The organism is Vibrio splendidus (genome assembly GCF_024347615.1).
Lineage (GTDB): Bacteria > Pseudomonadota > Gammaproteobacteria > Enterobacterales > Vibrionaceae > Vibrio > Vibrio splendidus.
Window position 1 is genome coordinate 837,969 of the sequence record NZ_AP025508.1, and the last position, 24,056, is coordinate 862,024.

Genomic DNA, 24,056 nt, shown 5'->3' on the forward strand with positions numbered 1-24,056 from the left:
TATTAGACGACCTTCTTTCGGGATTGAAGAGTTGCAGAAACGCTGGCTTGGGTAGACACACAAAAGGGTACGCAGTAAGTCATTAAGATCTTAATGATCAGCGTTGCGTCAATGTTGCTGGAGAGCAATTTGTCACCGTGATTAATGAACATAAGAATGGTGCCAACTATGAAAGAAACCTTGAGTGAGCGTTTTAGTATCGTAGGTTCGCCTGCGGTTTTAATAAACTGAGCTAAAGGCATCTGCAACCTCTGTTTAAATGAATGTTGTTTTGGTGAATCATACATCTTGTTGAACGATTGTTCAAATTAAGAGTGGTGTTCAACTGCAACTTACGTAAAGTTAATTGCAGTATATTCAATTGCTAAAAGTTCTATGTGCCTTAGAAGTGTTATTTCGCATTGAGGCTGTGTTGCGTAATTTGATGTAAGTAAATGTCAATTACACTAATTAATGAGAATTCAGACTAATGGTGAGACCTTACTAAAATACAAAACACTTACCGGAAGATAATATGTTTGATCGATTCCAATAAAGTTTGTCATATTTCCTCTGTCAGTTCACTTGGCAGAGGTTATGTGAACCGACTATAGCAAACACGTCTTTGCCCCAAACCTTGTTAGATCAAATGCTCTACACATTTTTGAGGACTAGCGTCTTCTCTACAAAACCTGATATCAAGTTCATGGCTGATTTACTTACCATCTTTACTTTCTTTTCTGTATATCTACACAGTTTATTAAGTTTGAATATTGAAAGTGGTATGTTTTATTGAGTTTTTGGTCTCGCTTTGTCGATGGCTAGTTTTGTAAGTTGTGTTTTCTTTAATTTTTAATGGTTTATGATAAATTAGCCGAAAGTCGGATAGGTGGGAACCTGTCTGTTATTAGGATGTTATATGCCACTTCTGTAAATAGCACTCTAATATTTTACAATTTCATTACAGTTACGTTTCGTTTGCTCTTGCCGTATAATGTTCCTGGAGCGAGTAACTGAAATAGGAACAAGTAAATGATTGAAATTAATATTGGTGATTCAGTAATTCAGCTTAAAGACCTCACTCAAGAATACAAGGTACTCGACATAACCGGGGATATGGCTAGTTGTCAGGTTAGCAATTATAGTTCGACAGGCTCAGTATTCTGGATAAAGAAAAATGAGTTACGCGTTATTCCACAGCCTACTGTAGGGGGTGGTGTTGGCATCCACAATGATGACTGGAATCCACCTCTTTAACTACTGTGCCACAGCATATAACAAACACTTCAAGACGGATTCTGCAACACGTGGCGCTTTTACTATGCGTCGCGTAAAGTGTTTACGGTGGAATGCAGAGGCTTATGTATGGTGTTGCTCGTTACTTAAGCGGGCGTTAAATTACAAGAGGTTTGAATTTGAGTTGGGATGATGTTTTTAAAATCGTTACAGCAGGTATAACTGCTGTTGGTGGTGCCTCAGTTATAATCTTTGGCTGTAGTTCTTTTCTAGCAAAAACGTGGGCTAACCGAATATTAGAAAAAGAAAGGTCTGGTTATGCTCATGATTTGGAACGCTATCGAAATGAGCTAAATGGGTTATCTTATGAGCATCAAATCAAGTTTGCCAAACTACATGAAAAGAGAGCCGAAGTTATTTCGGAAACTTATATGCTATTGCGTGATGCATTTAATTCAGTAGCAGACTTAGCCTTTCAATCCGAGGATAGTTTAGATAATAACTTGCAGGCAGCAAAAAATGCACTTAGAGCAGTCAATGACTTCTTTCCTAAAAGAAGAATATTCATAAAGTTTTCAACTGCAGATAAAATTAGTCGATTCTGTACTGAAGTTGAACGAACTATAGGTGAGCTAGAGGCCCACAGTTATAATCACAATTTTTCCTCAAAATTCAAGCGTATTTATGGTGATTTATCAGAAACACTAAGTGAGCTTGAAGTTGATTTTAGAGAGCTACTCGGTGAGAAAGTAGACTCGTCAGATTTGTAATTTAACAAACGTTTTATGCTTCAAGATCCTTATCCCAATCTATATCGAGTGCGTTAAAACTTAAACACTAACGCGTTTCTGTCCAGAGACTTCATAGAGCGAAATTTTTACACGTGGTACTTTTCTCTCAAAGTACCTGCTAACTAAGATCTGCCTGTTCCAAGCTAGTCGGTAATATGTAATTAATGGTTTCAATTGCTTTAATGCAAACATACTAAATGATTAGTAAAATATGACTGTTCCCTACTTTGCAAAGACTGTCGAACACTAACACTGAGCAATCAGAACTAGAGGTAGTTATTAAAATGCTAAGACATTTTACATTGGCATGCGTCTTATTGGTGTCTTTTATCAAGCTCACACCTGTAGCTCTCGCAAACGATGATTCGCTTGGGTTGTTTATCGATGCAAGCCCGCAATGCCCTTTTAGTCAGGACGAATTAAAGGGTAAGATCCAAGGGGAGTTCGTTAAGGCTCGAGTAAAGCCATCACAAGATCGCATACACTTCTTACGCATTTCCTTGCACTGTATTGAAATAGAACAGCGCAATGGATTTAAAACTGGGGTGGCTCTGCATCAAGACATAAGATTTGGTACCACACTCGATAACGGTGCAGTCGTCTTGGAAGAGCACAATCGCGGAATGATGCTAGTTGGTTCGGGCGATGTATCTTCAAAGGTTTTCTTTTTCAATAGCATCAAAGATATAGTTTCGGAAGCACTTATAGCCTATATAGAAAACCCGAATGCTACTACTTTACAGCAATATAATTACATTATTCAGTTAATGGCATTACGAGATATAAATAACGCAGAAGCAGTAACAAAAGATTTAAGAAAACGTGGCTACGATACACACGTAAAAGAAGAAGAGTCATTTAATAGAATCATTGTTCTCCCAGAGCCTGAATATGGGTATGATCAGGTTATTCAAATTGTTGAAGAACTTGAAGATGTCACTGGCTCGCGAGGGCAAGTGTTAAGGTTTAGGCCTAAATTATAACTAAAAGAACAGCAATACTGGACACATGACTATGCGAGTTTCCATATCTGATCTAATTTATGAGCTTCTAGTGTATAAAAATCCGTAACAAGGTTTTGTCCAGAGCCTTCATAGACCTGAAGTTTTACCCGTGGCACTTTTCTCAAAAAGTGCCAACTAACTCAGATCTGCCCCAAACTTTCTTAGAGCCGTAGAGCTGACTCTCATGAATGCTCTAGAATAGACCAAATTAATCTAATCCATGTGGTGGGGAGCTATACGGAAATGTTCCGTGGTTTTTTCCATGAATTCTCATTTTACTCACATAACAGGTTGATACTGATTGAGTTTTATAATGAATGACAGCAATATAGACGGAATGCAAATACGGGAAAAACCGTCTATAAAGCGTTAAGCATCATAAGGAAGTAATGTGGTAAATCAAAGTCGTTCGGAACATATTCTAGAGTTAGCAAAAGAATTGCTTGATGACATCGAGCTAAGTAGAACTAGTGCTGAAAGTTTAATTCTCAAAACATCTAGGCTAGCTCGCTGGGTAGGTTCAGAAGAAACTCGATATTGGCTTAAGCTAGAAATGCAGGGCTACAACTCTTCAAATGAAATCTCTCTTAAATATATGGGTATAACTGGCCGCTGGGTTAACCGAGAAAAACAAACAGGTTATTGGGGGCCGTTAGCACAACAAGAAGCTGCTATCGAAGCAGAAAAAGTTAAACTTCACGCAATGAGAGTGCCAAACACTGCGGGAGATATGGCTTTTATTGCCACGAAAAAAGTAACAGATGAAATGGCTTCAGCGACGAACTACATTTCTAAATTGAGTGGTATAAAGAGTAGAGTGCTTGCCAGATTGCATGAATTTGTAAGTGAAATATACTACGAAAAAGAGTTTGACAGCCTTTCAGAATCGATATTCGAAATGTACAAAAAAGACGTTGATTCTTTAATTGGTGAAGCTTGTGGCGATGTGTTGGAGCAAATCCCATCTGTTATGAATAGGCTTGCCGAAGGTGACCAAGAAGCAATTAGCCAAGCCTTAACTACCTGCCGAAGAGTTATAGATTCTTTTGCCGATGCGATATATCCACCTACAGAAAACACAGTTAAAATTGGTGGGAACGAGCTGTCTTTAGGGGCAAGCAGACACCAAAATAGAATCAGCGCGTATATTCACGAAAAAACAGATAGCACGACTAGGAAGAAACGGTTTAGGCAAAATTTGAGCAACTTGTATGATCGCGTTTCAACTGGTGTGCATAATGACGTTACCGCTGAAGAAGCAAGGGCATTGTTTCTAAATACATATCTAGTAATTGGTGAAATACTACATTTGTCGGCAGCAGATGCTTAACAAGGCGCTGCTACGGAAAATTTACTCGTTAGCGCTCCCAAATTTTCGCAGCGCGGCGTTATGAGCCCCGAGTGCCCGAGCTACGTTCTTCACTTTAAGGATTTATAATTGGAAGATTTTACTTCATATTTACCTGCTATCATAACGGCATTGATCATCACCCCTCTCGGGGGCTATGTAGCTCATCGTTTAAAAGCATTGGCGACTAAAGAAGATTTTAATGATGCTATTGAACAGCTTAAGAAAAGCACCAAAGCTGTTGAAAGTATTAAAAGTCAGATGAACGAAAAGTATTGGGTAAAACAACAAATTTGGGAAACTAAAAGAGTTGCATACGAGGAACTCACATCAAGCCTATATATTACTCAAAAATACCTAGATGGCTTGGTTGCATATTTTGAGAGTTACGTAGATTGTTTTGTTCATATAGGCTGTTCACAAGGAGCACCATATGAATCTCCTGAAGAGGAAGAACATCAACGTTCATATGCAGAGTACATCGAAGGTGAACAAAAAGCTTTCAATGAAAAATATGAATCTCTTGAATCAAAAAATGAGCGTGAAAATTTATTAAATGAAGCGAATGATAGCTTTATAAAGCTTGAAAATATCTTTTCAATAAAATCGATATATTTGCATGCTGACTTGAAATCAATAGAAAGTGACATAGAAAGACTGAGAGAGAAAGTTTTTAATGCTCAACTCGAGCAAGAAGGGTATGAGCATCAATCAGAATTTTTTGATAGGCTTCTTGAACATTATTTAAGCACCCAGAAATCTCTATCCGATTTAGTCGAAAAAACTAAAGGCTTAGCAGTAAAAGACTTGAGGTTGGAGTTTGATGGTGTAAGCACATAACAAGAGACTAAGGTTTCAAGATACTTTTTCTTATCTGACATTGGTGTATTTGAGTGTTTGCACTAAATCATTTCTGTCCAGAGGCGTGTCAGCATGATCGTCGCTGGCATGCCCCCAGTTTTTATGTTCAGCAAGGGATCGGATATCCCGTGCCTTCAAGTATGTTGTCATATGAGTTCAGTAAAACGGAACTGTACTGCAGAAAGGTGCTTGGGCGCATACTTCGAGTTAACTCTTCAGAAGTACAACATGCTTGGTTATTTACCTTTGCTGAGCCAAATCTAATTGAGTTTGCAGAGCGAATTGAAGATGACATTCAGGAGTCATGTCTTTATGCCCACATGAGAGAGCAAAACAAACCTCAGATTCCCATTCAGCGTAATGCTTCTAGTAATTCTCGCTCTTTGCTGAAGAGAGTAACGGCTCGAATGTTACTTGGGGAAGTAACGGTACCCATGTCTATGAAGACGGTTTCGGAGGGAGTCTAAGAGTATTTGATGAGCTTCAGCTTGGGGCATTTTGGAAAGGGTTATTTCGGCTTTTTCATCTATATAGTTGAACACTGCATCGTTAGATTCTTTTGCTAATATCAGATTTGAATTGCTATAATGCTGTGCAAATACACAGTGCAAAGGTGTTGAAAAAGGTTTATGCACCTAAACCATTCAAAAACATCGATTAAAGTATGCGAAAAATAATTCACATTGATCTCGACAGTTACTATGTCTCTGTAGAAGCAAGGGACAACCCCTCTTTACGTGGAATTCCTCTAGCAGTTGGAGGGAAAAATGGTCGCGGTGTTATTGCAACTTGTAGTTATGAGGCGAGAGCTTTTGGTGTGCGTTCGGCTATGTCTACAACAAAAGCGTTACAACTTTGCCCAAGCTTAACAGTAGTGTCTGGAAATATGGAAAAGTATAAGGCGGTATCTAGGCAAATCCATGAAATATTTAGACGGTATACGGATGTAATAGAGCCACTATCCTTAGACGAGGCGTATTTAGATGTCACAGGTTCTAAGCTGTTTCAAGGTTCAGCAACTTTAATTGCAGAAGACATACGCAAGTCTATTCAAACTGAATTGAATTTAACGGCTTCGGCAGGAGTTTCCCCATTAAAGTTTGTTTCTAAAGTCGCTTCAGATGTGAATAAACCTAATGGTATATGTATTGTCCCACCTTCTGAGATCCAAACTTTTATAGACGAATTAGAATTAGGGAAAATAAATGGTGTTGGGAAGGTGACGTTAGAGAAATTAAACAAACTCGGCTTATATAAAGGGGATGATGTTAAGAATTTCGATAAAAACACTTTGATTTCAAAATTTGGCAAATTCGGACATACACTTTGGCAAAGGTGCAATGGTATTGATGATAGAGATATTGTTGTCGAAAGGATTAGAAAGTCAGTAGGGGTTGAACGGACATATTTAAATGATATTCATAGTTTGGATGAATGCATACTAGCAATAAAGCCTTTGTATGTCGAATTAGAGCAAAGGTTAGAAAAAGCGCTTGCAGATAAAGTGATCACGAAACTCGGTGTAAAGTTAAAGTTCAACGATTTTCAACAAACAACGGTTGAACATAAGTATGATGAAATGGATATGCAGTTTTTTATCAAGTTATGTGAAGAAGCCGTTGCTAGAAGTCATGGACGAAGTATACGTTTAGTCGGATTAAGTGTTGGTATTGAACCCAAGAAATCAACGGATCAATTACAACTCCCTTTGTGATTTTTGTAAGTGGATTTTTAAGAAAATGCCAGTTTTTTACATAAATTTCTCGGATTTTTTTGTAAGGTTTTTTTGTTAGTAAGAATTTTTATCTAAACCTATGTTATAAAAACGAATTCACTTACTCAGCCAGTCAAACTTACATTTTTCACCTAAGGGTTTCTAGTCGCAGCTGTAGAAATGCGAGATAACCCATCTTATAGAAATCGCCCGCTCGCAGTCGGGGGACATGAAAAACAGCGCGGGGTTTTGAGTACATGTAATTATGAAGCTCGCAAGTTTGGTATTCGTTCTGCAATGCCAACAGGAAAAGCGCTGCAGCTTTGCCCCAACCTGTTGGTTGTTCCTGGGAGAATGTCGGTCTACGTCGAAATATCGAAAAAGATCCGCGAAATTTTTTCTCGATACACATCCATCATTGAACCTCTTTCTTTGGATGAAGCTTTCCTTGATGTCACCGATTCCAAGCAATGTCATGGTTCGGCCACACTGATTGCAGAGGCGATTCGTCACGATATCTGGAATGAACTCAACTTGACCGCTTCGGCTGGCATCGCTCCAATAAAGTTTCTAGCGAAAGTAGCGTCGGATATGAACAAACCTAACGGACAGTTTGTGATTCCTCCGCAAGACGTACAAGCTGTGATTGATGAGCTCCCACTCGAAAAGATTCCCGGTGTTGGCAAGGTCAGTATCGAAAAACTGCATCAAGCAGGCTTCTTTACTTGTAAGGATATTAAGGAGTCTGACTATCGCGATCTATTGCTCAGGTTTGGCCGTCAAGGTGCATCACTATGGAAGCGCAGTCATGGAGTTGATGACCGAGAAGTTATCATCGAACGTGAACGAAAATCGGTAGGTGTGGAGCGCACCTTTACTCAAAATATTTCAACCTACGCTGAATGTTGGCAGGTGATCGAAGATAAGCTGTTTCCTGAGCTTGAAACTCGTCTCGAAAAAGCTAGCCCAAGCAAAGCGATCATCAAGCAGGGTATTAAGCTCAAGTTCGCCGATTTCCAGCAAACCACTATTGAACACATACACGCCTCTCTTGATCGTGAACACTTCAAAGAACTGTTAAGCGAAATACTGAAAAGGCAACAAGGACGAGAAATACGCCTGCTTGGTTTGAGCGTGATGCTACAGCCTAAAGACCAGATGCGTCAGTTGAGTTTCTTTTAGGGCATTGTTTATTGGGCACCCGTCATATGACTTTCGTGGTGCGACATATTTCCCAATATGTTTCGGCGCTCGTTACTCGAACGCCTTATTAAGCGTATTTTCTTTGGATTATTATCGAAGTTATTATTAGCCCCGGCCTCTGTTACCTATCTGACTAATATTGAAAAAGGCTAACACCTCTTTGAGTTCTGCCGTTTTTTCTGAAATAACGATATTGGCGTCTTGAGTATGTTGAGCACTGGTTACACTGTTTTTTACTGTTGTGTTAATACCTTCAATACGTTCGGTAATATCTTGCGTCACGATACTTTGCTCTTCTGAGGCAGAAGATACCATGGTGTTCATTTCAGATATTTCTATAACTTGTTGTCTGATATCGGAGAAGGCTTGTGAAAGTTCAAGCATCATTTCTTGCGAGCGTTGAACCAATACCGTATTTGAAGACATGTATTCGTCAGCTTTTCTGGACTGAGATTGAAGTTGAGTGATGATGTTTTTGATATCCACCGTAGATACTTGAGTTCTCTTTGCAAGCGATCTTACTTCATCAGCGACTACTGAAAATCCACGCCCATGTTTTCCAGCACGCGCTGCCTCTATTGCGGCATTTAAAGCAAGTAAGTTTGTTTGCTCTGATATTGAGTTGATAACTTCAACCACCGAGTTTATGTGTTCAGAATGCTCCCTTAGTTCATTTACGATAATGGCTGATTCTGCCATCGCTGAACTCACATCATGATTTATATTATCGGCTTCGCTGATTACGTTGGCACTGGTTTCAATAACCTGCATAGTCGCTTTTGCCATTCTGTCTGCGTGCGCAGCGTTGTCTGATACGCTAGACGCAGCTGCCGATAACTCAGTTGCCGCAGTTGCTACCTGTTCTACATTATTAAACCCAGAGCTTGCATTGGTGTTTGTATCATCTATTAACTGTTCTATTTTCGTTTGTTGTACGGCTAAATCTGACATCTTAATATTCGACTGTTCGACAATATTAGAGATACTTTTTTGTAACCGTTGTAATGAGGTTTGTACCTGATCGAGTTCGTTATTACTTGAGTTGGACTCAATAGGAGTGAACTCACCGACGGACATTTTTTCAAGCGTTGATACCATAATCGGTAGGTTTCTAAGCTGTCTTTGAATAGCGACATAAACAGTTATCATCAGTAAAATACCAATACATGCGAACAACCCTATGATCCCTGTCATTAGGCTTTTATTCATAGTGTCTTCATGACTTTGGTTAGTCCATGCAAACAAGTCATAGCTATCTGTCAGTGACTGCTTGGATATTGTGTAAGGTTCGTCAGATCCCTCTGCTTTATATAGATCGGGGGTGTTGGTCAGTGTTGTAAAGTTTGGGCGTAAATCGTAGATATTTTTATTCACCCAGCCTGTTTCTCTGGTTGAGGCGTCTGCCATCACAATCTCGCCATCTTTTGTTGTAATAGCAAATTCGACACCAAACTCCGGCATTAACTCAGACAGTGTTATATCAACACCAAATACTCCAACTAACTGTCCATTTCTCTTAATTGGTGCAGATACTGAAATAACTCGTTCACCTGTGTTACTAACATAGGGAGCTGATATATAGCTAGTATTGCCTTTTGCGGATATGGCGAGAAACCACTCTCTCTGCATTTCGATAACATTAAAATCCTTCACCCAGCCTTTGGATAGTGCACTAAATGGGGTGCCATTAATGTCTGCAAAATAAACATCGATAAAAGCAGGGTTTGCGGAATGAACTCTATCTAACACTCGGAGCATTCGAGATTCGTTAAAAGGGGCGTCGGTTCCGTAATATGGAAGTAGAAACGCGAATTGTTGAATCATAGACTTTGTATCTTCTAGGTTCGACTCAAACGTTTGAGAAACAACACTGACCACTTCGTCGTTATTAACTTGAATGTTTTCCCATTTCCAGTTGTTGAGATAGTGATTTGCAGATGTTAATGCGACCAAAAATAAAACGAGCATAACTATAAGAAAAGATAGGGATATCTTCTTGACCATTCTATGGTTCCTTTAATACAAGATAAGGGTTATCAATCAAAATTTGAAAGTTGGCCGATTGTTAACCAATCTGAAAGGGTGTCTAGTTTTTGAAGATTATTGATTGTTTTTAAGGTTTTTAATGGCAGGAATGATTAAATTGGTCGCAGCTCATAGAAGAGAAGAAGGCTTGATTCTAGGAGCTAAGGAACCTAAGCCATATGTAACCGACTAGACTTCATAGCCTAGCCAGTTTCAATATCGATACGTGAGATACCTTATCTAGGAAGCTGTTTAACTCGTGCTAAGGTATCACTGAATGGTTGCTGCTCTAGCTTGCCGTAACCAACCATTTTGCTGGCTTTAAGCTTGGTTGAAAGCGGGGTTGCAATTCCGCATAGAAAACGCGTAATGGCTTCGTCGGTGATCAATTGTTGACTCTTAGATACAAATTCATGAATCCATGTTATTACGGTTTCGTCGTCAACGGGTTCAACATCGACGGTTGGTAATATTGCTACCTCACCACTGCATACCGAGCAATGACCACAGTTTGTTGGTGCCTTATCATCGGCAAAGTAGCTCGCTAGGCGTGAGCTTAGACAAGTGTCTGCCTCAAAGAAGCTCAGCATTTGGTTAAGACGGTTTATTTCACTGTTCTCTTTCTCTTTAAACAATTCAGTTAGACGTTCCGATAACTGCATCATGTTTTCAGAGGTGTTGTGGATAGCATACACATCTGTGATCTGCTTACTTTCCAACTCAATCCAACCTTGTTCATTGAAATAATCGATTGCCGCAATCACACGCTGACGATCTGTCTGGAAGTGTGTCCACAGCGCATCGAAGTCGACTTGGCACCAAACCCTGGCTTGAGGCGAGCACTGGAAAATCGCTTCGACAAAATGACGACGTTCGCCTTGGAACTGTTCGGTGATCTGCTGTTTCGGGCGAACGAACTTAAATTTGTAGTCAGCGAAGTAGCTGTACTTCGGCTCAATCACGCCTTCAATTTCGAGATACACCAGTAGCGTTTTTAGCGGCAACTGACGAATGTTGGATTCACGTGATAGCTGGTTAAGCATAATCTCCCATTGGTTTGAGCCAGCAGCGACAATGTTCTGGTTTTCGTAGATCTCTTTCAATACTGCTTGGATCGATATGTTGTCTGGCGTATCGCCAAATACGAAGTTCTCTAGTGTACTGAGGCCGTACTTGTTGGCGAGAAGAATACATACTGAAGGCTGGCCATCTCGGCCTGCTCGACCGATCTCTTGCGAGTAGTTCTCTATCGATTTTGGTAAATCAAAGTGAATGACTCGGCGAATGTTGGATTTATCGACGCCCATACCAAACGCAATGGTGGCAACGATACAGTTCACGTCATCATTCATGAATTGATGTTGAATTACATCTCTGTTTTCTGGCTTAAGACCTGCATGATAAGCCACAGCATTAACGCCAGCGTTACGAAGTTGCTGAGCCACCATCTCTGCTGTTTGTTGAAGGGTGACATAAACAATAGTCGGAGCAAGAGAAGCTTGATTAACGACGTTGCACAAGGTTTCTAGTTTGCTGGTTTGTTCGCAAGGTTGAATAGACAGATCGAGGTTTTGACGATAGAAACCCGTAACCACAACACGTTCCTCATCGATATCAAACTTAGACTTCATATCTTGGATAACTGATGTGGTCGCGGTGGCTGTCAGTAGCAGTACCTGAGGAATATTGAGCTGTTTTTGGTATTGGGGAAGCTTTAGGTAGTCGGGTCTAAAGTTGTGTCCCCATTCTGAAATACAGTGCGCTTCATCGACCACCAGTAACGAGATCGGCACTTGGGAGATAAACTGGCGAAAGCGCTCGTTCTTCAAGCGTTCAACGGAGATCATGAGGATCTTGGTGTCTCCGTTACGTACCGACTGCATCACTTGTTGGGTGGTTTGTCTGTCTTGGCTTGATTCGATTGCAGCTGCGCTAATGCCTTTGCTGTGCAAGAAGCTGAGCTGGTCTTTCATTAAAGCTAACAGTGGCGATATTACTAAGGTTAAATGTGGCAATGCTAGCGCTGGCAATTGATAGCAAAGCGACTTACCTGAGCCTGTTGGGAATATGGCAGCCGTCGAATGACCAGATAGAACATTATCAATGACTTGCTTTTGCCCATTACGCAGTGAGTCGAATCCGAATACTTGTTTTAACTTCTGCTCAATCATTTATGTTCTACCTGAATTATTAAGTGTCGTATTGATGATAAAGCGAGCGTCCATTCATGATCGCGTCGCTTGATGAATCAAATGTCTTGCACCTGATTGTACCTAATTCTATTCTGTAGCTCCTATAGAAAAGCACCCCAATAGTATGAATAAGTCAGAGCTTCGCCAAATAATCTTAGAGCAACTCGAATCCCGACTACGTATCGCCCAATCTGCGACTCAGCGTGCGATTGATGCTGCGACCGATGAAGAGACTGTGCCTGAACATAAGTACGATACATTGGCATTAGAAGCTTCATATCTTGCTCATGGCCAAGCCGTAAGAGTGCAAGAGTGTGAAGACGACATTCAGTGTTATCGTAACTTAGTATTGCGCGACAGTGAGCGAATTACGGTGAGCAGCTACGTTGTGGTCATTGACGAGCATGATCAATATAAACACTTTTTTATGGGGCCGAGAGTCGGCGGACTTTCTGTCACGTGGAATGAGAATGAGATTGCCATCGTGACGGCAAATGCACCTTTTGGCCAGGCTCTAATGGGTAAAGAAGTCGGTGATGAAATTGAGTTTAAGGTCGCAGATAAACAGTTTTGCTATGAAGTAATATCTATCGACTAACTGAGTAACGGATATATATAAAACGTTTCTCTGACAAAGAAGCATATACCAAGGGTATAGTAATCGGTCAGATTGATGAGAGGATGTTATGAAAAACAATGTATTTATGAAAAACAAAATATTTATTAAAAACAATGTATTAATCGCATCGTTAACAGCGGTAATCTCTTTTGTGAGCCTGCCAACTTTTGCTGCTCAGTGTCGAGTTGATTTGAAAAATGAATTGCGAATCGATGACCAAAAAGTCGAAATCCATCAAGTGAATGGTGATACTGCCGTTTTCGATGGCAACAACGACTTATATATCCATGGTGAGAAGGTTGAGCTTGATGCCGACCAACAAGCGGCGATTGAAAAATACCGCGAAAGCATGAGTGAGTACTTACCACGAGCGAAACAAATGGCTAACGATAGCCTAGCGTTAGCGAATGACGTGATTGATGATATTGCGGCTAGCCTAGATTCACCGGAATCATTTGATAATGTAAAAGAATCAATGAAAACCTACTTTGCTGAACTGGAAGCGCGTTACTACAAAGATGGCGAGTTAGTGTTACCAGCTGAAAGCTTTGATTCGATGGCCAATGGTTGGTCTGAAGATTTCGAGAAGGCGAAAGAAATCTTTAATCAAGAATTTATCTCCAGCGCTTTTAATGCGATGTCAGAAAAAATGAAACAAGATGGTGGTTTAAACCTTACCGAATTGGCTGATAGCATGGCTGAATTAAAGCTTAAAGTTGAAGAGCGAATGAAAGAACACTCTCAACAAGTGCAAGAGGAAGCGAATGAGTTCTGTGACTCACTTGATGACATGGCAGAACAAGAGCAAGAGCTGCATGAAATCATTCCGAATCTAAAAGACTATCAAGTATTCACGATCTAATCTGAATTGACTGATGAATCACAAGAGCACCGTTTGGTGCTCTTTTTGTATGTATGTGCTTATGGATGTAGGTGTTTATGGATCCATGGATTCAGCTGCACGAGCATTTAACCCGATATACTTTCTTCGTTTCTTCGTTTCTTCGTTTCTTCGCTTTCCTAGGTCTACATCTTGACTGGTTGTCATTTGGTAAACGATAACACCAGTAGGTTGTTAACTTTGTGGTTATAAATAGCGCATTGATTGTAAAAATTAGAGAATTGTTCATTTATTGGTTGTGCCTATCATTGCTTTTCATTACTGTACTTATCAACTAGTTCACTGATTTTTGATGCGGGCAATATGAACCAACAATCTTCCTCTTCAAGAGAGCACTTTAGCTCTCGTTTAGGCTTTATTTTAGCAGCGGCTGGTGCAGCGGTTGGCTTGGGTAATATTTGGGGTTTCCCAACTCAAGTTGCCAGTAACGGTGGTGGCGCTTTTCTCTTAGTCTATTTGATCATGATCTTCGTGGTTGCTTTCCCTATGCTGGTGGTAGAGATGGCTATCGGCCGTCACGGCCAAGCAAACCCTGTCGATAGCATGCGTTCATTGACGACAAACCCTTTGGGTAAGAAAGTCGGTGAGTTTGTCGGTTGGATTGGACTGAGTGTGCCAAGCGCTGTATTAGCGTTTTACAGTATTGTTGGTGGTTGGTTGATCTGCTTCCTAATCGGCGCTGTTGCTGATCTGATGGGTTTAGAGGCTGCTGCTGATTGGTTTAAAGGCTTTAGTGTTGAGCGAAATGTATTTGGCACTGTCGCATTCTATGTGCTGACTATCTTGATTGTTCAGGGCGGTGTTAAGCAAGGTATCGAAAAATGGTCGACTCGTTTGATGCCTGCGCTATTTGTTTTATTTGGCTTATTGTTTGTTTACATCATGACGCAATCTGGTGCGATGGAAGGCCTGAAACACTACTTGGTTCCGGATTTTGAAAAAGTTTGGGATAGAAAATTGATTTTGGCAGCAATGGGGCAAGGCTTTTTCTCGCTAACCATTGGTGGTTGCTCGATGTTGGTTTATGGCTCTTACTTGAGTAAGAAAGAGAACCTGCCCAAAATGGCAATGAACGTTACCTTAGTTGATACCGCTGTCGCTTTTATTGCGGGTTTAGTCGTGATGCCTGCAATGTTTGTTGCGATGCAGAAAGGGGTACAAATCTATGCGGAAGATGGCTCACTATTAAGTTCTGATACGCTTGTATTTACGGTTCTGCCGTTGATGTTTGATAGCTTAGGCGTGCTTGGTCAGATCTTCGCGATTGTTTTCTTCTTATTGCTAACGATTGCCGCACTGACTTCATCGATTTCGATGCTTGAAGGCCCTGTAGCACTAGTGAGCGAGCGTTTCAATACCAGACGAACGCCTACGAGCTGGGTAATTGGTGGTGTTATCGCGTTGTTTAGTGTGGTGATTGTTTACAACTTTGCCGCGATGTTTGGCATGGTTGCGATGATAGCGACTCAGTACCTTCAACCGGTCGCAGCACTGATGTTCTGTGTGTTTGGTGGTTGGGTATGGAGTCGAGCTTCTAAGGTGAAAGAGCTTGAGCAAGGTTGCCCTGATTTCCAATTGGGTTGGTTTGGTAAGGTTTGGCCAATGTATGTGAAGTTTGTGTGCCCAATCCTAGTCGCAACGGTTATCTGGGCATCTTTCGGCTAACGTTGAATCCTATCTGGACTCTCTGAACCGAAACCCTCAGAAGAACTTGAAACGTTAAGCACAGAGCCACTCATAAAGAGTGGCTTTGTTGTTTTTATATAAAGCTATAGTGGCATGAAATATAAAACTTAGTACCACTAACAAGATAGAAAAAAGGCGCCGAACATAATAGTCAGCGCCTTCGTATTTCTAGTTAAGCAATCGTGATTACTTAATTTCCATACCTTGAGCTTGCAAGTCTGCATGGTAAGAAGAACGTACAAACGGACCACAAGCGGCGTGAGTGAAGCCTAGCTCTAGAGCAATCTCTTTCAGCTCATCGAACTCAGAAGGCGGCACGTAGCGTTCTACTGGTAAATGGTGACGGCTTGGCGCTAGGTATTGGCCTAGTGTCAGCATCGTTACACCATGTTCACGAAGGTCTTTCAGTACTTGAACGATCTCTTCTTTCGTCTCACCAAGGCCCATCATCACCCCTGATTTTGTTGGGATAGTTGGGTGCTGTTCTTTGAATTTCTTCAATAGATCAAGAGACCATTTGTAGTTCGCACCCGGACGCGCTTTACGGTATAGACGCGGCGCTGTCTCTAGGTTGTGGTTGAAAACATCTGGCGGGTTGTCTTTCATTAGATCAAGCGCAACGTCCATACGACCACGGAAGTCTGGTACCAGCGTTTCGATACGAATATTTGGGTTTTGCTCGCGAATTTCACGGTTACAGTCAGCAAAGTGTTGGGCACCGCCGTCACGCAAGTCATCACGGTCAACTGAAGTGATTACTACGTACTTCAGTTTCATGTCTTTAATCGTCTTAGCCAGTTTCTTCGGCTCTTCTGCTTCAGGAGCAACAGGGCGACCATGGGCAACATCACAGAACGGGCAGCGACGAGTACAGATAGCGCCAAGAATCATAAACGTTGCCGTGCCGTGGTTAAAACACTCGGCTAGGTTAGGGCAAGACGCTTCTTCACAAACTGAGTGCAGGTTGTTCTTGCGCATTGCTGATTTGATTTCTTGAATACGATGGCTGTCTGAAGGAAGTTTAATCTTCATCCATGCAGGCTTACGTAGAACTTCTTTCTGTTCAGCAGGCATATTCTTTACGGGAATTAATGCCATTTTGTCAGCGTCACGATATTTAACGCCTTTTTCCATTTGGATTGGTTTGCTCATGATTTTATGCTTCTGCTGTAATGTTACTGGTGGCTTGAATGTCTACTTGGTCATAGCCGAGTAGCTCTACGAGCTCTTGTATTAACTGTTGCTCAACGTTTTCTAGTTCACTTGGCCCGCCTAGCTGGCTTACTTGTGCCATTTCCATACCTTGATAACCACATGGGTTAATACGTAGGAATGGAGACAGGTCCATATCGACGTTGAGTGCTAACCCGTGGAACGAGCAGCCACGTCGAATACGTAATCCGAGTGAACAGATTTTCTTGCCATCGACATAAACACCAGGAGCGTCAGGTCGGGCAGTTGAATTTATATTGTAAGCTTTCAGAGTGTTGATTACGAGGTTCTCGATATGAGTCACCAAATCACGTACTCCGAATTTTTTGCGGCGGATGTTAATCAAAAAGTAAGCGACTAACTGACCTGGGCCATGGTAAGTCACTTGGCCACCGCGATCGCTTTGAATTACAGGGATGTCCCCAGCATTTAATACATGCTCGGCTTTGCCTGCTTGTCCTTGAGTGAAGACAGGGTTGTGTTCAACCAACCAAACTTGGTCTACGTCTTCTTCTGTGCGTTCGTCTGTGAACTTATGCATGGCTTTCCATACAGGTTCGTAATCCTGACGGCCTAATTTTTTTACGATTAGCTTATTTTGCAAAGCTGCACTCCCTCAAGGATTAATAAAGTGAACGCATTATAAACGCGAAACAGGTTTCTAACTACAGACGGACTGCAAGGTTTTTCAACTTTCTTTGTATTTATTGAAAATTAAGTTGAATGAATTTGACCTAGATAGGGTGCTTCAAACAAAAACAGCGGCAATAAGCCGCTGTTTTTCATGTGTAATCGGAGATTACAGAACCATACGAACGATTTCGATCTCGCCCAGTTCTTTATATAGCGTTTCTACTTGCTCAATTGAAGTCGCCGTAATATTTATAGAAACAGAGTGGTAGTTACCTTTCGCACTCGGTTTTAGCGTTGGGCTGTAGTCACCAGGAGCATGACGCTGGATCACTTCTAGCACTAGCTCAGTAAGTTCTGGCTTAGCATAGCCCATTACTTTGTAAGTGAATGAACAAGGGAACTCTAAGAGATCTTTTAGTTTTGCATCAGAATTGATGTTCATGAATAGCTCCAAAAGGCTAGACTCTCGCAAATTGGCGAAATGTCGATAAAAAGCGTGTTCGGTCAACAGACTCGAGTAATAGGGCGGAATATTACGTGTAAATATCGCTGAACTCAAGATCAACAAAAGCCGCACATGGCGGCTTTTAGTTCGTCAATGAGTAAATAATGAACTTACTCATTGAGTTAGCTTTGTACTGAGCTTTTGTATTGCTCAGTGCAAACCTATGACTGGTTTAGAATAAACCCTTAAACAGCAATACTAGGTAATCCCATAGACGACTAAATAAGCTGCCTTGGTCTACATCTTCTAGTGCAAGTAGTGGATATTCAGCAACGTCTTCACCATCAACTTGGTAGAATAGTTTACCGACAACATCGCCTTTGCTAATTGGTGCTTCTAGTTCCTTTTCAAGAACGAAGCTAGCCTTAAGGTTCTTCGCTTGGCCACGAGGTAAAGTAACGAAAGTATCTTCGTCGACACCTAGAGCAACCGTGTCCTTGCTACCCATCCAGATTTTTTCTTCAACGAATGTCTCACCAGCAGTATGTGGTGCCACTGTTTCGAAAAAACGGAAGCCGTAGCTAAGCAGCTTTTTGCTTTCTGTTTTACGAGCGTTAGCATTCTTGGTGCCCATCACAACAGCAACTAGGCGCATTTTGCCTTCGGTTGCTGAGCTTACTAGGCTATAACCTGCCTTGCTTGTATGGCCCGTTTTGATGCCATCAACGTTCATGCTCTTATCCCATAACAGACCGTTACGGTTGTACTGGGTGATGCCGTTGTAAGTGAATTTTTTCTCTGAGTAGATACGGTACTCATCAGGAACATCGCGAATCAGCGCCTGACCAAGTAGCGCCATATCATAAGGTGTTGAGTATAGATTCGGGTTGTCTAGACCGTGCACGTTAGCAAAGTGCGTGTCTTTCATGCCGATAGAGCTTGCCCATGCGTTCATTAGGTCAACGAATGCATCTTCAGAACCAGCAATATGCTCGGCCATTGCAACAGTCGCATCGTTGCCTGATTGAATGATGATGCCACGGTTCAGTTCTTCCACTTTAACCGTTGTGCCCACTTCAATGAACATTTTCGATGAATCTGGGAAGTTTTTAGCCCAAGCATTTTCACTGATTACAACATCGTCGTTTAGATTGATGTTGCCGCGTTCTAGCTCTTGGCCGATCACGTAGCTCGTCATCATCTTGGTTAAACTTGCTGGAGAAAGTTGAGTGTTCATCTCTTTCTCTGCTAGTACTTTGCCTGAATGGTAATCCATCAGAACAAAACCTTTAGCGGCGATTTGCGGTGCATCAGGGACTACAATTGGAGCGGCGAATGACGATGTAGCTATCGTTGCAGAAAGAGCAACAGAAGTAGCAAAAATCGATTTAACAAGTTTATTAGATTTAATCATTTTGAATGCAATTATTTGGTGAACTATTCATATATTAACAGAATCACTCTGTCACACCAGAGCGCTGATTACCAGAAGTAACTGTTAGATTAATTAGCGGGTTAGTGTGTGTTTTTTTATATAAGCTGACGGGTAACCCATTAGCTTAACTTGTTCTAATTTCTCTTGAGTCAGAGCATAGTCATGAAATGGCCCAAGCATCAGACGGTAGTTATCGTCATTTGGCTGCAAGAACGTTGCTACAGCTAGCTTTTCGCCTAGATCTTTGGCTAACTTCTCGGTCCTATCTTCATGTGGAGAGGTGGCGACCTGAATAATAAATTGCGGCAAAGCGGCCTTTTTATTCACGTCGGTTGGCATCGCTACGGTGATGACTTCTATCTCAACATTTGCGGTGCCGGTTCTCAAGACATCGAGCTTGTAAGCTGCCGCATAACTAAGGTCAATGATTCGGCCTTCGTGGAATGGGCCTCGGTCATTGATACGAACAATCGTCGCTTTATTGTTATCGGTATTCGTCACTTTTACATAGCTCGGAATGGGCAATGTTTTGTGTGCTGCAGACATGGAATACATGTCGTAGATCTCGCCATTTGAGGTTAAATGGCCATGAAATTTCTTACCGTACCAAGATGCTTTTCCTTTCTCGGTAAACCCTTCGGTTTTTTTTTCGATCTTGTAGTCTTCACCACGCAGTGTGTAGTTAGTGTTTCCGCCCAAACTATAAGGTTCATATTGAGGGTGAGCATCTTCTAGATGCTCCACCGAGATAGGTGCATCCGGTGCAATATCCGAATCAATATCGTAGCGACCGGTTGGCTTTTGTGAAGAACAGCCGTTGATTAAAATCGCTAAGCCTAGGATAGAGGCTATTTTTTTGATTGGCAGCTCATCAACCAAAGATGCTTTTCTTTGAAATATTGTAATAGACATCGATTAGGTCGCCTTTGAGAATGCTTTTCTGTGTGTATGGATCGACATTAAAATACCAAAACCAGCCATAAGGGTAACCATCGAAGTACCGCCATAGCTGACGAGAGGTAGAGGAACACCAACCACGGGTAGAATACCGCTTACCATGCCAATGTTTACAAAGATATAAACGAAGAAGCTCAGTACAATACTGCCGCCCATCATTCGACCAAATGCCGTTTGAGCTTGGCTCGCGAGCACTAAACCCCGTCCAATAATGAATAGGTAGATAGCAAGCAAGAACAAAATACCAATCATGCCCCATTCTTCGGCAATTACCGCAAAAATGAAGTCAGTGTGGCGCTCTGGAATGAATTCTAATTGAGATTGAGTACCTTGTAGCCAACCTTTTCCTGATACACCACCAGAACCTATCGCAATCTTACTTTGAATGATGTGGTAGCCCGCACCTAATGGATCTGATTCAGGATCAAAAAGGGTTCTTACTCGTACTTTTTGATATTCACGCATCAAGAAGAACCATAATATTGGGATAAATGCCCCTAACGCTATGGCGGCACTGGCAATGATTTTCCAACTTATACCAGCCAAGAATATTACGAAGATACCGGATGCGGCGATAAGGATGGATGTACCCAAGTCGGGTTGCTTAGCGATTAAAATGGTAGGTACAAACACCATCACTAGCGAGATCGCTAATGTTTGAAAGGTTGGTGGCAGTGATCGCTTACCGATAAATCGAGCCAGCATCAAAGGTACCGCAAGCTTTAATAGTTCAGAGGGTTGGAATCGAACAAAACCGAAATTTAACCAACGTTGGGCACCTTTTGAGGCTTCACCAAAGAACAACACGCCCAAGAGTAAGATGACACCGCCTGCAAATAACAGCGGAGCCAAGGTTTCATAGGTACGAGGCGAAAGTTGCGCTAAGAAGATCATGACACCTAAAGACAGCACCATACGCATTGCTTGGCGATCCATCATCGCAAGGCTTTGTCCGCTGGCGCTGTACATGATCAATAAGGCAAAGCCCATCAACACCAGAATACCGAGCAGTAATGGGAGATCGATATGGAGCCTTTCAAACAAGGCTCTATTTCGTCCAGTAGAAGGATCAAGTTTCATTATTTTGTTGCCTTACTTTCATCTTCTTCAGCGAGAATAATATGGTCTAATATTTTTCTAACGACAGGGCCGCCATTTGATGAGCCACCACCTGCGTTTTCTAATACGATAGTCACAACCGCTTCTGGATCTTCAAAAGGAGCATAACCAGTAAAGAGTGCGTGATCGCGTAAATGCTCTGCGATTTCGTCCGCGTTGTATTCTTCGTCTTCTTTGAGACCGAATACTTGCGCAGTTCCTGATTTACCAGCGGTTTGGTAAGACATCTTTTGGAATGAACGTCTTGCAGTACCTTTCTTACCGTGATTTACCAGTCTCATGCCTTCTTGCGCGATATCCCAGTATTTCTGCTTAACACCAGTGATTGGAGGATAAGTTTCGATCTCTGATACCGTTTGGTCATCGAATGGCTGACCATTATCGATCGTCGCACGTAATAGGTGAGGCGCTGTTACTTCACCTTCGTTGACCAATACAGACGTGGCTTTTGCGATTTGCATCGGTGTTGCCGTCCAATAGCCTTGTCCGATACCAACAGGGATGGTGTCACCTTGATACCAAGGCACACGGTGTCTTGCCATTTTCCATTCGCGAGTTGGCATGTTGGCTTTACTTTCTTCGTAAAGATCAATGCCTGTATAGTCACCAAAGCCGAATAGCATCATCCATTGAGATAAACGGTCGATACCTAGATCAAAGGAGATTTGGTAGAAGAAGGTATCAACTGATTCTTCAATCGCTTTCTCTATATCAACAACACCGTGTCCCCAACGTAACCAGTCGCGAAACGGCTTGGTTTTAGAGTTAGGTATTTTCCAATAGCCTGGATCATTACGCGTTGTATTCGGTGTAATCACACCTTCTTGCAATGCTGCAACAGCAATGAAAGGTTTGATGGTCGAAGCGGGTGGGTATATACCTAATGTGGCACGGTTAACCAAAGGTCGATCTTTATTTTGTAGTAGGGCGTTATAACCTTTAGAGGAGATACCATGTACAAACGCATTCGGGTCGTAGCTTGGGCTGGACACCATTGCTAACACGCCATTGTCTTTCGGGTCGAGAACGATGGCAGAGCCACGGCGTCTATCGAGCAGTTTGTGCACGTATAACTGAAGATTGATGTCTAAGTTAAGTACAATATCTTTCCCTGGAACCGAAGGGACAAATTTTAGTGTGCGAATCACTCGTCCACGGCTGTTCACTTCGACTTCTTGATAGCCAGCGGTACCGTGAAGCATGTCTTCGTAGTAGCGCTCAATACCAAGTTTACCGATGTCGCGAGTGGCTTGATAATTGGCGTCTTTTTCTTCTCGTACTAAGCGTTGTATATCGCGATCGTTGATGCGCGATACATAGCCAATAACGTGAGTCAGTACATCACCATACGGATAAAAACGTTTTAATGTGCCTGTTACCTCAACACCCTGAAATTTATGCTGGTTTACAGAGAATACTGCAACTTGCTCTTCGGTGAGCTGATTCAGAATAGGCACTGACTTGAAGCGTCGTGAATTGCGTCGATCACGATTAAAACGCTCGATACGTTCAGGTGGAATCTCGATTAACGTTTGTAGACGGACGAGCGTGTCATCCATATCTTTGATTTTTTCGGGTGTAATTTCTAAGTTGAAAACGGGGCGGTTTTCGGCAAGAAGTACACCGTTGCGATCGTAAATTAAACCACGGTTAGGCGCGATGGGAACGACCTTGATACGGTTGTCGTTAGAGCGGGTTTTATAGTCCTGATATTGGTTGACCTGAATGTTGTACAGGTTAACAACCAACATCGACATCATGACTATGATCCCCGCAAACGCAACAAAAGCACGACTAGTAAATAGTCGTGCTTCTGCTTTGTAATCACGGATTTGGCTACGTTTACGTAACATTAACGCTTATTCTCGATGATAAGGGTGGTTAGCAGTGATGCTCCAAGCTCTATACAAGCTTTCAGCCATGATAACGCGTACTAATGGGTGAGGGAGAGTAAGCGCCGATAGAGACCAGCTTTGGTCTGCAGCCGCTTTACACGCAGGTGCTAATCCTTCAGGCCCGCCAATAAGGATAGAAACGTCGCGTCCATCCAACTTCCAACTTTCCAATTGTTCTGCCAGTTGTGGGGTATCCCACTTTTTACCTGGGATATCAAGCGTGACAATGCGGTTGCCTTTTGGCACTGCTGCCAACATTGCTTCGCCTTCTTTTTGAAGAATACGTGCAATATCAGCATTTTTACCACGTTTTCCCGCAGTGATCTCAATGAGTTCTAATGGCATATCATGAGGGAAGCGGCGTTTATATTCTTTAAAGCCTTCTTCAACCCACTTTGGCATTTTTGTACCAACTGCGATTAACTGGATCTTCAACGCTTAGCCCCAAAGTTTTTCTAGTTGGTACAGCTCACGATGTTCTTCTTGCATAACATGAAGCATACTTGTTCCCATATCTAGAACAACCCACTCACCTTCTTGCTGTCCGTCCATGCCTAGTGGTTGCATACCAACTTTACGCACTTCATCGGCAACGTGTTGTGCGATAGAAGCAACATGGCGCTTAGAGGTGCCAGTACAAACAATCATGTAATCAGTAACACTTGATTTGCCTTCTACATCGATAGTAACAATCGATTCTGCTTTCATGTCGTCAGCTTTGTCTGCAAGAAAATCTTTTAGTTCTTCACGTAACACGGGGTGTTCCTTTAATCTGAATTTAGCTTTTTAGGATCTGTTGAC

21 protein-coding genes and 2 pseudogenes are annotated in these 24,056 nt (G+C 41.9%); 11 read left to right on the forward strand and 12 right to left on the reverse strand.

Features of this window, described 5'->3' with window-relative positions; all coding sequences use genetic code 11:
• Window positions 1-2 precede the first annotated feature (2 nt).
• Window positions 3-242, reverse strand: coding sequence for a nitrate/nitrite transporter NrtS (gene nrtS / locus OCU90_RS03665; protein WP_017095112.1), 240 nt, complete (start codon window positions 240-242; stop codon window positions 3-5).
• Between the two features lie 769 nt (window positions 243-1,011).
• On the opposite strand from nrtS, the gene OCU90_RS03670 reads away from it, so the two are divergent.
• The 8 genes and pseudogenes from OCU90_RS03670 to dinB (OCU90_RS03705) form a co-directional block, all read left to right on the forward strand.
• Window positions 1,012-1,236, forward strand: coding sequence for a hypothetical protein (locus tag OCU90_RS03670; RefSeq protein WP_061024057.1), 225 nt, complete (start codon window positions 1,012-1,014; stop codon window positions 1,234-1,236).
• Window positions 1,237-1,394: 158 nt separating this feature from the next.
• On the forward strand, window positions 1,395-1,985 hold the full coding sequence (locus OCU90_RS03675; RefSeq protein WP_061024060.1) for a hypothetical protein: 591 nt from the start codon (window positions 1,395-1,397) through the stop codon (window positions 1,983-1,985).
• 305 nt (window positions 1,986-2,290) lie between these two features.
• Complete coding sequence (locus tag OCU90_RS03680) at window positions 2,291-2,989, forward strand: SPOR domain-containing protein (RefSeq protein ID WP_061024061.1); 699 nt, start codon at window positions 2,291-2,293, stop codon at window positions 2,987-2,989.
• Window positions 2,990-3,401: 412 nt separating this feature from the next.
• Complete coding sequence (locus tag OCU90_RS03685; RefSeq protein ID WP_061024064.1) at window positions 3,402-4,340, forward strand: AbiTii domain-containing protein; 939 nt, start codon at window positions 3,402-3,404, stop codon at window positions 4,338-4,340.
• 108 nt (window positions 4,341-4,448) lie between these two features.
• The gene (locus OCU90_RS03690; RefSeq protein ID WP_061024065.1) at window positions 4,449-5,198 is read left to right on the forward strand and encodes a hypothetical protein; all 750 of its coding nucleotides are present in this window, start codon (window positions 4,449-4,451) and stop codon (window positions 5,196-5,198) included.
• Between the two features lie 117 nt (window positions 5,199-5,315).
• Window positions 5,316-5,534: pseudogene (locus OCU90_RS03695) on the forward strand (diguanylate cyclase); the annotation flags it as partial.
• A 349-nt stretch (window positions 5,535-5,883) separates the two neighbouring features.
• The gene (gene dinB, locus OCU90_RS03700) at window positions 5,884-6,933 is read left to right on the forward strand and encodes a DNA polymerase IV (protein ID WP_061024069.1); all 1,050 of its coding nucleotides are present in this window, start codon (window positions 5,884-5,886) and stop codon (window positions 6,931-6,933) included.
• Window positions 6,934-7,101: 168 nt separating this feature from the next.
• A pseudogene (dinB, locus tag OCU90_RS03705) lies at window positions 7,102-8,115 on the forward strand (DNA polymerase IV); the annotation flags it as partial.
• Between the two features lie 126 nt (window positions 8,116-8,241).
• Here dinB (OCU90_RS03705) and OCU90_RS03710 read toward each other — a convergent pair.
• Window positions 8,242-10,140 carry a methyl-accepting chemotaxis protein gene (locus OCU90_RS03710; RefSeq protein WP_061024072.1) on the reverse strand — a complete coding sequence of 633 codons (1,899 nt, stop codon included), beginning with the start codon at window positions 10,138-10,140 and terminating at the stop codon, window positions 8,242-8,244.
• A gap of 257 nt (window positions 10,141-10,397) precedes the next feature.
• On the reverse strand, window positions 10,398-12,332 hold the full coding sequence (locus OCU90_RS03715) for a RecQ family ATP-dependent DNA helicase (RefSeq protein WP_061024074.1): 1,935 nt from the start codon (window positions 12,330-12,332) through the stop codon (window positions 10,398-10,400).
• A gap of 145 nt (window positions 12,333-12,477) precedes the next feature.
• Between OCU90_RS03715 and OCU90_RS03720 the strand changes: the two genes are divergently transcribed.
• The 3 genes from OCU90_RS03720 to OCU90_RS03730 all read left to right on the forward strand — a co-directional run bounded on the left by OCU90_RS03720 (window position 12,478) and on the right by OCU90_RS03730 (window position 15,538).
• Window positions 12,478-12,951 (forward strand): GreA/GreB family elongation factor, encoded by a 474-nt coding sequence (locus tag OCU90_RS03720; RefSeq protein WP_017080322.1) that lies wholly within the window; start codon window positions 12,478-12,480, stop codon window positions 12,949-12,951.
• An 88-nt stretch (window positions 12,952-13,039) separates the two neighbouring features.
• Complete coding sequence (locus OCU90_RS03725) at window positions 13,040-13,834, forward strand: YggN family protein (protein ID WP_081089995.1); 795 nt, start codon at window positions 13,040-13,042, stop codon at window positions 13,832-13,834.
• 342 nt (window positions 13,835-14,176) lie between these two features.
• Window positions 14,177-15,538, forward strand: a complete 1,362-nt coding sequence (locus OCU90_RS03730) for a sodium-dependent transporter (protein ID WP_061024076.1) — start codon at window positions 14,177-14,179, stop codon at window positions 15,536-15,538.
• A gap of 207 nt (window positions 15,539-15,745) precedes the next feature.
• On the opposite strand, the gene lipA is transcribed toward OCU90_RS03730, so the two are convergent.
• The 9 genes from lipA to rsfS form a co-directional block, all read right to left on the reverse strand.
• The gene (gene lipA / locus OCU90_RS03735) at window positions 15,746-16,711 is read right to left on the reverse strand and encodes a lipoyl synthase (protein ID WP_004735240.1); all 966 of its coding nucleotides are present in this window, start codon (window positions 16,709-16,711) and stop codon (window positions 15,746-15,748) included.
• A gap of 4 nt (window positions 16,712-16,715) precedes the next feature.
• Window positions 16,716-17,375, reverse strand: coding sequence for a lipoyl(octanoyl) transferase LipB (lipB, locus tag OCU90_RS03740; RefSeq protein WP_017079937.1), 660 nt, complete (start codon window positions 17,373-17,375; stop codon window positions 16,716-16,718).
• Window positions 17,376-17,570: 195 nt separating this feature from the next.
• On the reverse strand, window positions 17,571-17,846 hold the full coding sequence (gene ybeD, locus OCU90_RS03745; protein WP_017079938.1) for a DUF493 family protein YbeD: 276 nt from the start codon (window positions 17,844-17,846) through the stop codon (window positions 17,571-17,573).
• 235 nt (window positions 17,847-18,081) lie between these two features.
• Window positions 18,082-19,263 (reverse strand): serine hydrolase, encoded by a 1,182-nt coding sequence (locus tag OCU90_RS03750; RefSeq protein ID WP_017079939.1) that lies wholly within the window; start codon window positions 19,261-19,263, stop codon window positions 18,082-18,084.
• Window positions 19,264-19,356: 93 nt separating this feature from the next.
• Window positions 19,357-20,196, reverse strand: coding sequence for a septal ring lytic transglycosylase RlpA family protein (locus OCU90_RS03755; protein ID WP_061024078.1), 840 nt, complete (start codon window positions 20,194-20,196; stop codon window positions 19,357-19,359).
• A gap of 3 nt (window positions 20,197-20,199) precedes the next feature.
• Window positions 20,200-21,321 (reverse strand): rod shape-determining protein RodA, encoded by a 1,122-nt coding sequence (rodA, locus tag OCU90_RS03760; RefSeq protein WP_004735244.1) that lies wholly within the window; start codon window positions 21,319-21,321, stop codon window positions 20,200-20,202.
• Window positions 21,321-23,213, reverse strand: a complete 1,893-nt coding sequence (mrdA, locus tag OCU90_RS03765) for a penicillin-binding protein 2 (RefSeq protein ID WP_061024080.1) — start codon at window positions 23,211-23,213, stop codon at window positions 21,321-21,323. Before mrdA ends, rodA begins: the two co-directional genes overlap by 1 nt.
• Window positions 23,214-23,219: 6 nt before the next feature.
• Entirely contained in the window at window positions 23,220-23,690 is a 471-nt protein-coding gene (rlmH, locus tag OCU90_RS03770; RefSeq protein WP_004735246.1) for a 23S rRNA (pseudouridine(1915)-N(3))-methyltransferase RlmH, read from the reverse strand.
• Window positions 23,691-23,693: 3 nt separating this feature from the next.
• Window positions 23,694-24,011, reverse strand: a complete 318-nt coding sequence (rsfS, locus tag OCU90_RS03775; RefSeq protein ID WP_017080327.1) for a ribosome silencing factor — start codon at window positions 24,009-24,011, stop codon at window positions 23,694-23,696.
• Between the last annotated feature and the right edge of the window lie 45 nt (window positions 24,012-24,056).